This window comes from Mycobacteriales bacterium (assembly GCA_036497565.1).
Classification (GTDB): Bacteria; Actinomycetota; Actinomycetes; order Mycobacteriales; family QHCD01; genus DASXJE01.
Window position 1 is genome coordinate 1 of the sequence record DASXJE010000234.1, and the last position, 8,745, is coordinate 8,745.

The 8,745-nt window shown below is 68.5% G+C and carries 8 protein-coding genes; 4 read left to right on the plus strand and 4 right to left on the minus strand.

What is annotated here, in order from left to right; all coding sequences use genetic code 11:
• Window positions 1-109 precede the first annotated feature (109 nt).
• From VGH85_19230 to VGH85_19245, 4 genes are read left to right on the plus strand one after another with little or no spacing between them, the layout of a single operon-like run.
• Entirely contained in the window at window positions 110-901 is a 792-nt protein-coding gene (locus VGH85_19230; GenBank protein ID HEY2175944.1) for a hypothetical protein, read from the plus strand.
• A complete protein-coding gene (locus VGH85_19235; protein ID HEY2175945.1) occupies window positions 898-1,590 on the plus strand; it encodes an ABC transporter ATP-binding protein in 693 nt (230 codons plus the stop codon). The genes VGH85_19230 and VGH85_19235 overlap by 4 nt, the downstream gene beginning before the upstream one ends.
• Window positions 1,580-2,260: an ABC transporter ATP-binding protein gene (locus VGH85_19240; GenBank protein HEY2175946.1), complete on the plus strand. Its 681-nt coding sequence runs from the start codon at window positions 1,580-1,582 to the stop codon at window positions 2,258-2,260. Before VGH85_19235 ends, VGH85_19240 begins: the two co-directional genes overlap by 11 nt.
• Window positions 2,257-4,926, plus strand: a complete 2,670-nt coding sequence (locus VGH85_19245; protein ID HEY2175947.1) for an FtsX-like permease family protein — start codon at window positions 2,257-2,259, stop codon at window positions 4,924-4,926. The genes VGH85_19240 and VGH85_19245 overlap by 4 nt, the downstream gene beginning before the upstream one ends.
• On the opposite strand, the gene VGH85_19250 is transcribed toward VGH85_19245, so the two are convergent.
• From VGH85_19250 to VGH85_19265, 4 genes are read right to left on the minus strand one after another with little or no spacing between them, the layout of a single operon-like run.
• Window positions 4,923-6,251, minus strand: coding sequence for a hypothetical protein (locus VGH85_19250; protein ID HEY2175948.1), 1,329 nt, complete (start codon window positions 6,249-6,251; stop codon window positions 4,923-4,925). The two genes, VGH85_19245 and VGH85_19250, sit on opposite strands and share 4 nt — an antisense overlap.
• Before the next feature lie 53 nt (window positions 6,252-6,304).
• Complete coding sequence (locus tag VGH85_19255) at window positions 6,305-6,637, minus strand: hypothetical protein (protein HEY2175949.1); 333 nt, start codon at window positions 6,635-6,637, stop codon at window positions 6,305-6,307.
• 45 nt (window positions 6,638-6,682) lie between these two features.
• Window positions 6,683-8,020, minus strand: coding sequence for an ATP-binding protein (locus tag VGH85_19260; GenBank protein ID HEY2175950.1), 1,338 nt, complete (start codon window positions 8,018-8,020; stop codon window positions 6,683-6,685).
• Window positions 8,013-8,690, minus strand: a complete 678-nt coding sequence (locus VGH85_19265) for a response regulator transcription factor (protein ID HEY2175951.1) — start codon at window positions 8,688-8,690, stop codon at window positions 8,013-8,015. The genes VGH85_19260 and VGH85_19265 overlap by 8 nt, the downstream gene beginning before the upstream one ends.
• Window positions 8,691-8,745: the final 55 nt, after the last annotated feature.

An 8,745-nucleotide genomic window follows, 5' to 3' on the forward strand; every position in this document is an offset into this window, starting at 1 on the left:
ACCAGGCGCACCCCGAAAAGGAATCGGTGACCGGCCCGGCTGGCGTTCAGATGCCGTTCAGGAATGGCAGCAGATGCTTACGGCGAATGTATCGATGGAGGTGACCGCGATGCGCAGGCTCATCATCGCTTTCATGGCCGCGGTCGCGCTGGCCGGCTGCGGTTCGAATGGCTCGACGTCGGCCCCGCCCGGGCAGCCGGGGTCGATCAACCCCGGCAGCCCCACAGCGGCACCGCCGCCGCCGGATTGGACGGTGCCGTTGATGCAGACCCCCTACTCCCCCAAGGTCGATCCGGCCCAGTTCACCGACAAGATCACCAACAAGTACTTCCCGCTCGTTCCGGGGACCGTGATGGTCTACGAAGGCAAGCGCGACGGGGTGCCGCTGCGGATCGAGCTGACCGTGACCAAAGAGACGAAGGACATTTTCGGAGTGGGGACCATCGTCGTACGGGACATCGTCACGGGAGCCCTTGAGGAGCGCACGTCGGACTGGTACGCGCAGGACGCCTCGGGCAACGTCTGGTACTTCGGCGAAGACACCAAGGAATACACCAACGGGGTCGTATCCAGCACCGCCGGTTCGTGGGAGGCGGGCGTCGACGGAGCACTGCCCGGCATCATCATGCAGGCCAACCCGGTACAGGGCGAAGCGTACCGACAGGAGTACCGGCCGACGGTTGCCGAGGACGTGGCCTTGATCAAACAGCTCGGCGCCTCGGCCGAGGTCCCGGCGGGCCGCTACTCCGACGTGCTGGTGACCAACGACCGAGACCTGCTCGACCTCAACAAGGACGAAGACAAGTACTTCGCCCCAGGCGTCGGGCTCGTCACGCTCGGCGGCCTCGTCAACGGCCACCGAGAAGACGTCTGGCTGGTCTCCATCCTGGCGCCGAAGTGACCGACCGAACCGGCCCCGCAATGGAAGCCCGCGGGCTGTACCACATCTACCGCCAGGCCGAAGTCGAGACCATCGCGCTTCGAGGCGCGGCGTTGACCCTCGAGCCGGGCACCTGGACGAGCGTCATGGGACCGTCGGGAAGCGGCAAGAGCACACTCGTCTACGTATTGGCCGGGCTCATCGAGCCCAGCGGAGGAGCGGTGGTCGTCGACGGTGAAGACCTCACCCGGCTCCCGCCGCCCGCGCGCGCCCGGTGGCGCCGTCAGCGGGTCGGCGTGGTGCTCCAACGGGACAACCTGCACCCGCTTCTCGACGTCGCCGAGAACATCGAGCTGCCGCTGCGCCTCGAGGGTCGGGGACGCACACAGATCCGGGCCCGGGTGGACCAACTTCTGGACGAGGTCGGCCTCGCCGACCGGCGCCGCCACCGGACAGGACAGTTGTCCGGCGGTGAGGGCCAACGGGCGGCCATCGCCATCGCCCTGGCGCCGCGGCCGCAGGTCCTCTTGGCCGACGAGCCGACCGGTGAGCTCGACGAGTCAACGGCCGCAGGCGTTCTCGATCTTCTGGCAACACTGAAGGCTCGAGATTGCGCGAGCATCCTCACAGTGACGCACAACCCGCAGGTCGCCGAGCGGGCCGACCGGCGCCTCATCATGCGCGACGGCGAGATCCTCGATGGCGCCTGAAGCGCCTGCCATCGAGGCGCGCGGAGTGACGCGGTCCTACCGCGGTGGTGGACACGAGGTTCGCGGCGTCGATTCGGTGTCGCTCGCCGCCGCCCGGGGCGAAGTTGTGGCGGTGACCGGCCCGAGCGGCTCGGGCAAGAGCACCCTTCTCTATCTTCTCGGCGGACTCGACACCCCCGACGAGGGACAGGTGCGCGTAACGGGTGTTGACTGGGCGACGCTGCGGGGACGTGCCCGCGCCCGATTTCGCCGGCGAACCTGCGGTTTCATCGTTCAAGGTCTGGCGCTTCTTCCCCAAGCGACCGCAGCGGAGAACGTCGAAGTGCCGTTGCTGCTCGACGGAATCGAGCCGGCGGCACGGGATCGCCGGGTGGCCGGCGCGCTCGGACGAGTGGGACTCGCGCCGCACTCGATGAAGCTGACCGACCAACTCTCAGGCGGCCAGCAGCAACGGGTGACAATCGCAAGAGCCCTGGTAGCCGAACCCGCAGTGGTTCTGGCCGACGAGCCCACCGGAAGCCTGGACTCGCTCACCGCCCAGGACATCGTTCGGCTGCTGATTGCCGCCGCGCGCGAGCGCGATGCGGCGGTCGTCATGGTCACGCACGATCCCACCGTCGCGGCTCACGCCGATCGCGTGGTGGCTATGCACTCGGGGCGCGTCCAGTGATCCGCTGGCTCACGGCGCGCACGATTCGGCGTGCGCCGAGACGTCTCGTCCTCGGCACTCTTGGGGTCGCGTTTCCGGTCGCGATGCTGGCGGCGACGATGCTCTTCGTCGATGACGCCGACCGCGCCATGACGCGGGTGGCATTGGAACCGGTGCAGATCGAGATGCGTGCGATGGGCAGGTCGCTCGACGTCGACATGACGTCCGTCAGCCACGATCTGGGTGCGGTGCCCGCAGTCGCCCGCGCCGAACCCTTCGCCGCGACCAACGTGGTGGTGGAAACCCCCGGCGCCGGGAAGTGGACCGCCCGCCTGATCGCCGTCGACCCGTCCTACTTCGCCGGTCGAGGGTGGCTCCGTGTCGTCAGCGGCAGGCCGGGCGGTGGCGCGCTGCTGGATGAAGCGCTTCGCAACACTTCCGGATTCGCCTCGGCCGCAACGGTTTCGATAGCATTGCCCGGCGACGCCCCCAAGCTTTCCCTCACACTCCCGGTCACCGGGACGGTCGATCTGCGCCAGGCCACAACGTGGTTCTCAATCCCCTACGGCGACGTGCAGGGCGATGTGGTCGCCGTGCCCCGCTCCATCGTCATCGACTTCAGCACCTTTCAGCGCGACATCGCGCCTGTGCTGCAGGAGTGGGCCACCCACGGCGGTATCTCCCCGGTGTTCGATCCGGGCTCCACCGATCTGCCGCCGGTAAGCCTGGAATCCCACCTGACCGTTGACCACGCCGCATATCCGCCGAATCCGAGTCGCGCGACCGCATGGTCAGGGCAGCTTCGATCGCTGCTGGAGCGTCGGGCGGCGGGCTCAATCCTGGTTGCCGACAACGCCGCCGAGACGTTGGTGACCGCCCAGTCCGATGCCACCAACGCGAAGATCCTGTTCCTCCTGCTGGGGATTCCGGGCGTGCTCGCGGCGGGCGCGCTCGGCCTCGCCGCCGGTTCTGCCCTCGCCGAGGCCAACCGCCGGGAGGAGGCACTTCTCCGGCTGCGGGGCGCCACGACTGGGCAGGTGCTCCGCCTTGCCGCGGCCGATGCGGCGGACGTGGGACTCGCGGGATCGGTTGTGGGACTTCTCGTCGCAGCCGCCACCGTCAGCTTGGTGACCGGTGGACCCGTGTGGCGCGGGGTTGCGCCGGGAGAGCTCGCCACCACGGCGATCCTGGCGCTTGCCGTCGGCGCGGTGACCACGGTCATCCGGCTTATCCGGCTCAGAAGCACAGAACGCCGGTCAGACGTCGCCGTGGAACGCCGTCTGCTGGAGCGGGGCTGGACGCCGATGTGGAAACGCGCCTACCTCGATCTGATCCTCATCGCCCTCGGCCTGGGCATCCTCGGCATCAACCACCTGACCGGCGGGCTGTCGCAGACCCCGATCGAAGGCACGTCCCTGGCGCTGTCGTTCTATGTGCTGCTGGCACCCATCTTCTTCTGGCTCGGGGTCACCTTCCTGGCGGTCCGGATCGTGCTGGCAATCTTGAGTCGACGGGCGGAGCGGGGGCGGTCGAGGCCGTTGCCTTCGTGGCGCGCCGCTGCCACCCGATGGACGGGCCGGCGTCCGGCGCGGATGGCCGTCGCGCTCGTGCTCGGAGCGTTGGCGGTGGCGTTCGGCACCCAGGTGTTGGCGTTCGCGGCGACCTATCGCACCGCGAAAGCTACTGACGCCGGGGCGGCTTTGGGCTCCGATATGCGCCTCACCCCGGCCGACCCGACGAACCAGCTACCGCCCCTCGGCCCCGGGATCGCCGCCGTCAGCCCCTTCCGCCTCGTGCCCGCGCAGGCGGGAAGCGACCGCAAGACGATCATGGCGATCGACCTGTCCACCTATCCCGACGTGTCCACGATGGCGCCGCGGATCCTGGAGGGTCAGGGCCCCGAAGCGCTCGGCAGCGACCCGCGCGGGGTGCTCCTGCTCAAGGAGCTGGCCATCGATTTCGAGGTCGGACCCGGTGACACGCTGCCGATCACAATCTATCCGGACGATTTCGAGAAGAGCACCAACCTGAAGCTCCACGTGCTCGGCGTCTACGGCTCGTTTCCGCCGACAACCCCGCCGCCCGACCAGCCGGCCGAGCTGGTCATGTCCACGGCCGCGATCCCGCGGACGGTCCCGGCTCCCCCTGACTTCTACCTCGCCCGCGTCTCTGCCGGGCGATCGGCCGACGCGGTGGCCGCCGAACTCCGCGGAACCTTGTCCGATCGATTCGGCGTGACAACGGCCGGTAACCCGTTCCAGCGGGGCCTAACCGCATTGAACCTCGCGGGGCTCAGTCGCATCGAAGCGCTCGGAGCCGCGCTGATCGCCGCCGTCGGAGTCGCCGTGCTCGGCGCATTCCTCGTGCTCGAACGCCGCCGTGAGTTCGCGATCCTTCGGGCCGTGGGCGCCGACACGTCCCAGGTCATCGCGGGACCGGCTTCCGAAGGCGTGCTGGTCGTGCTGGGGAGCATGCTGATCGGCGTTCCGGTCGGGCTGGGGCTCGCGCTGCTCGAGGTCCGGGTGCTCTCGCTGTTCTTCGCACTCCCCCCACCGCTGCTGACCATCCCCACGGGTGCCCTCTCGGTCTTCACCGTGTTCATGGCGACGACGTCGACGATCGCCATGGCCGCAGCGCTGGCCGCCGTCACCCGGGTGCGGCCGGCGTCGGTGCTGCGGGAGCCCTAGCGGGCATGCAGTCCCGCCAGTGCCTGCTTGAGCGCGGCCGCGGCACCGTCGACCGCGGGCAGGTCTTCAGCGTCGGCCACCTTGCGCAACTGCTGCAGTGCGGCGTCCACCGCCCCGGCTGAGTCGACGCCGTGGCGGTTGCGCTCCCAAACACGTTCCAGCGCAGCCACATCGGCCAGCACCGCGCCCGCGTCGTCGGCTGCTGCGTCGATCGGAAGCTGGTCTGCCCACAACGCCATCCGGGCCAGGTCGACGTCGATCACTCGCTGATACAGCAGCCGCAGGTCGAGATCGTTCTGGGCGACCCGCAACGCAGCCGACTGCGCGGCCCTCCAATCCTTGACGTCGACCGCGGTGGCCAGCTCGCCCATGTCCCTCTTCATCTGCGACGCCACCTGCGGCGGAACACCCTTGGTCAGCGCCGCACCCCACGCCTGATCCAGCGACGTCGCTGCTTGCTTGGCACGTTCGGCGTCGGAATCGGCGACGGCCTCGAAGACCGCTCGAACCGCGGCCGAGAGCGCGCCGAATTCGGCCGGAGCCGGATCCGGCCTGCGGTCGGTCGGCGACGCGAGCGACACCGCCTCCAGGTCACCGCCCGGAACTCCGGTGGAGAACTCGCCGTAGCCAGGAGCGAAGATCTTTCCCTCCCGCATGCCGTCCATGTGCAGCTCATTGACTTCCATTGCGCCGCTGATGTTTCCGCTCGGGCCGGGCACGGTCATGTCGACCTTGTCGACACGTACCTCCTCGAACACCACCTCGGGTACGTTCTCCGGGCGGTACACGTCACCCACGCGCGGATGCGCCGGCATGATCAGCGCCGCCGGTATCTTGTCGTCGACCACCCAGGTCCCCTCGGTGTCGGTGATCTTGCCGCCCTCGAAGGCGGAATAGTCCTCACCGAAGTACCACACCGAGCCGTCGTCGGCCTGCGCGTATCGGTCGATGGCCACCTCTTGGATCCGGCCGTCCAGGTACGCGACGTACTGAATGAGCGCCGTGTCGACTGTCGTGCCGCGATAGGGCGTCGCCTTGGTCTCCGGCAGCAGGGTCACCTCGGTACGGAACGGCTTGTTGTCCACGTGACCGCCGAAGATGACCTGCTCGACACGACTGGTCGGATGTAGCGGGTTCGTGATCGGCGTCGGATGGCTGAATTTCGGGGTGGCCAGATCGATGCGTTGACTGTCCGGCGCGACCGGCAGGCACTCGTCGGTGCGCTCGCCCGATTCAGAGACGACCTTGATGCAGTCCGCCTTGACCGGGGTCGACTCGCCGCCGCAGGCGACACCGAGCGTGACCACGAGGGGCGCACAGCTCACGAGCGTGACCAGATGGCGACCCGTGTGTCCGTCGGCGGCATCCATCGTCGGCCTTAGTTGCCGGGCGCGTCGGGTTCGGCGTCCGCGCCGGGTCCGTCCGTCTTGCTACCGACGACGGCGAAGCTCGGATCGAGCTGGACGTCGACCTGACTGCCGTCGGCCTTGGTCACCTCGACCTCGTAGAGGCTTTCCTCATCACCGATCTCTGTGCCGGTGACGGTTCCGCCGCCGGTGAACGCCAGCGCGGCCTGGCTGGCCTTGGTCAGCGCGTCACCGGTGATCGGCGTTCCCTCACCATCGTCGGGTTGCGCCGCTGCGATACCGGTCCCGATGGCGACCGCCGCCGCTCCGACGGCCGTCACGATTCCGATGCTCTTGAATTTCATGGTCGACAGGCTGCCGCGAACTACCTGACAGCAGCCTGAACGCGATCAACCCTCATCGGCGGGCAGCGTCACCTGGATGCGGGCGCCGCCCAGCGGGGACTGCGTGATCGACATCGAGCCACCGTGAGACCTGACCACCTCGTCGACGATCGACAGGCCGAGGCCGCTGCCGCCGTCATCGCGGGAGCGGGCTTCGTCGAGGCGGACGAAGCGCTGCAGCACCCGGGCCCGTTCGGATTCGGGGATCCCCGGCCCGTCGTCATCCACGGTCAGCACGACGTCGTCGCCGAGATCGGCAAGGGCGATGTCGACCCGGCTCGACGCGTGCCGGGCGGCGTTCTCGCCGAGGTTGCGGAACACCCTGCGCAGCGCGTCGGCATCGCCTTGCACCCGTGCCGCGCCCACCCCAGAGGTGTCCACCCGCTTGGAGGTCGTCGCGCGGAGCCGATGTCCCTCCTCGAACGCCACATCGTCGAGGTCGACCGGCGCGCGCGCCAGCGGCACGTGCTCGTCCGCGCGCGCCAGCAGCAATAGGTCCTCGACCAGGCCCTGCATCCGGTGTTCTTCGGCCAGCACCACATCGGCGAGCTCCTGGGCCGTCATACGGTCGGCGTGCGCGAGGGCAACCTCGGCGTGCTGGCGGATGGTGGTGATCGGCGAGCGCAACTCGTGCGACGCGTCGGATACGAAGCGGCGCTGACTGTTTCGCGCGCCTTCCAGCCGCTCCAGCATGCGGTTCATGGTCGCGGCCAATCGGCCGAGCTCGTCGTCGGCATCCGGCTGCGGCACACGGCGATGCAGCTGTGCAGCCGAGATCTCGTCCACCTCGCGACGTATCGCGTCGACCGGGGCGAGGGCTCGGCCGACCATCATCCAGGTCGTGACCGCCACCACAACCAACAGCAACGGCAATCCGATCAATAGCACCTTGGTGACCACCGCGGTGGTCTCGAAGACACCGATCAACGCCCTCGCCACCAACACCGTGCGTGGCCCGTCGGAGGTTTGCGCGCCCTCCGCGACCGCCATGAACTCTTCGCTGTCGAGCGGAGTGAGGACCTGCCCGGACTCGCCCGGGCGCAATCGCGCCACTGCGGCTTCACCGGTGACATTGCGGCTTGACGCGAGCACGGAGCTATCCGGGCCGAGCACCTGAATCAACTGCTCGTCGCTGGGGGCAACCTCCAAGATCGGCGGCTGGCCGGAAACCAGGTTGCGCGCCACCTCGAGCGCCTGTGCACCCGCAGCATCCTTGACCTCGTCTATCAGCGTGCCGCGCAGCACAGTGAGAAGCGCCATGGCGCCAGCAACAAGTGCAATGGCGACGATTACGATCGCGACGGCAGTGGTGCCCGCCCGGATCGTGGCGAGGCGTTTAATCACGGGCGACGACCAGCCGGTACCCGGCGCCCCGAACGGTCTCGATCAGTGCACCGTCGCCCGGCCGGGCCAGTTTGATACGCAGTCGTCGCACATACACCTCGACGATGTTCGGGTCGCCGTCGAAGTCGAAATCCCAGACGTGGTCAAGGATGTCGCGCTTCGCCAGCACCTCGTCGGGATGGTGCAGGAAGTACTCCAGGATCGAGAACTCTCGCCTGGTGAGGTCGATCTGCTCGCCGCCAAGCCACACCCGCCGCGTCGCCGGATCCAGCCGGAGCTCGCCGGCCTCCAGCACGGTCGGCCGGGGTCGCGCACCGCGGCGCCGCAGCGCCCGCAGCCGCGCAACCAGCACCGCGTACGAGAACGGCTTGGCCAGGTAGTCGTCGGCGCCGGTGTCGAGCCCCTCGACCTCGTCCCACACGCCGTCCTTGGCGGTCAGCATCAGGATGGGGGTCCAATTGCCTTCGCGGCGCAGCGTCCGGCACACCTGGTAACCGTTCGCCCCGGGCAGCATCACGTCGAGGATGATCGCGTCGAACGGGTTTTCCCGCGCCATCCAGATGCCGTCAGTGCCGTTGTGCACGACATCGACGGCGAAACCTTCTGCCTCGAGCCCTTTCCGAAGCCCGGCGGCGAGGCGCTGCTCGTCTTCGACCACCAGTAGACGCATCGTGGCTGCCATGATCGCAGCCCGAAACTGACTGGCGGCTGAAATTCGCGAGTGT

Excerpts from the sequence above, each read along its gene's own strand:
- VGH85_19265 (HEY2175951.1), bottom strand. The coding sequence starts at position 8,690 with ATGCGTCTACTGGTGGTCGAAGACGAGCAGCGCCTCGCCGCCGGGCTT.
- VGH85_19230 (HEY2175944.1), top strand. The coding sequence starts at position 110 with ATGCGCAGGCTCATCATCGCTTTCATGGCCGCGGTCGCGCTGGCCGGC.
- VGH85_19240 (HEY2175946.1), top strand. The coding sequence starts at position 1,580 with ATGGCGCCTGAAGCGCCTGCCATCGAGGCGCGCGGAGTGACGCGGTCC.
- VGH85_19255 (HEY2175949.1), bottom strand. The coding sequence starts at position 6,637 with ATGAAATTCAAGAGCATCGGAATCGTGACGGCCGTCGGAGCGGCGGCG.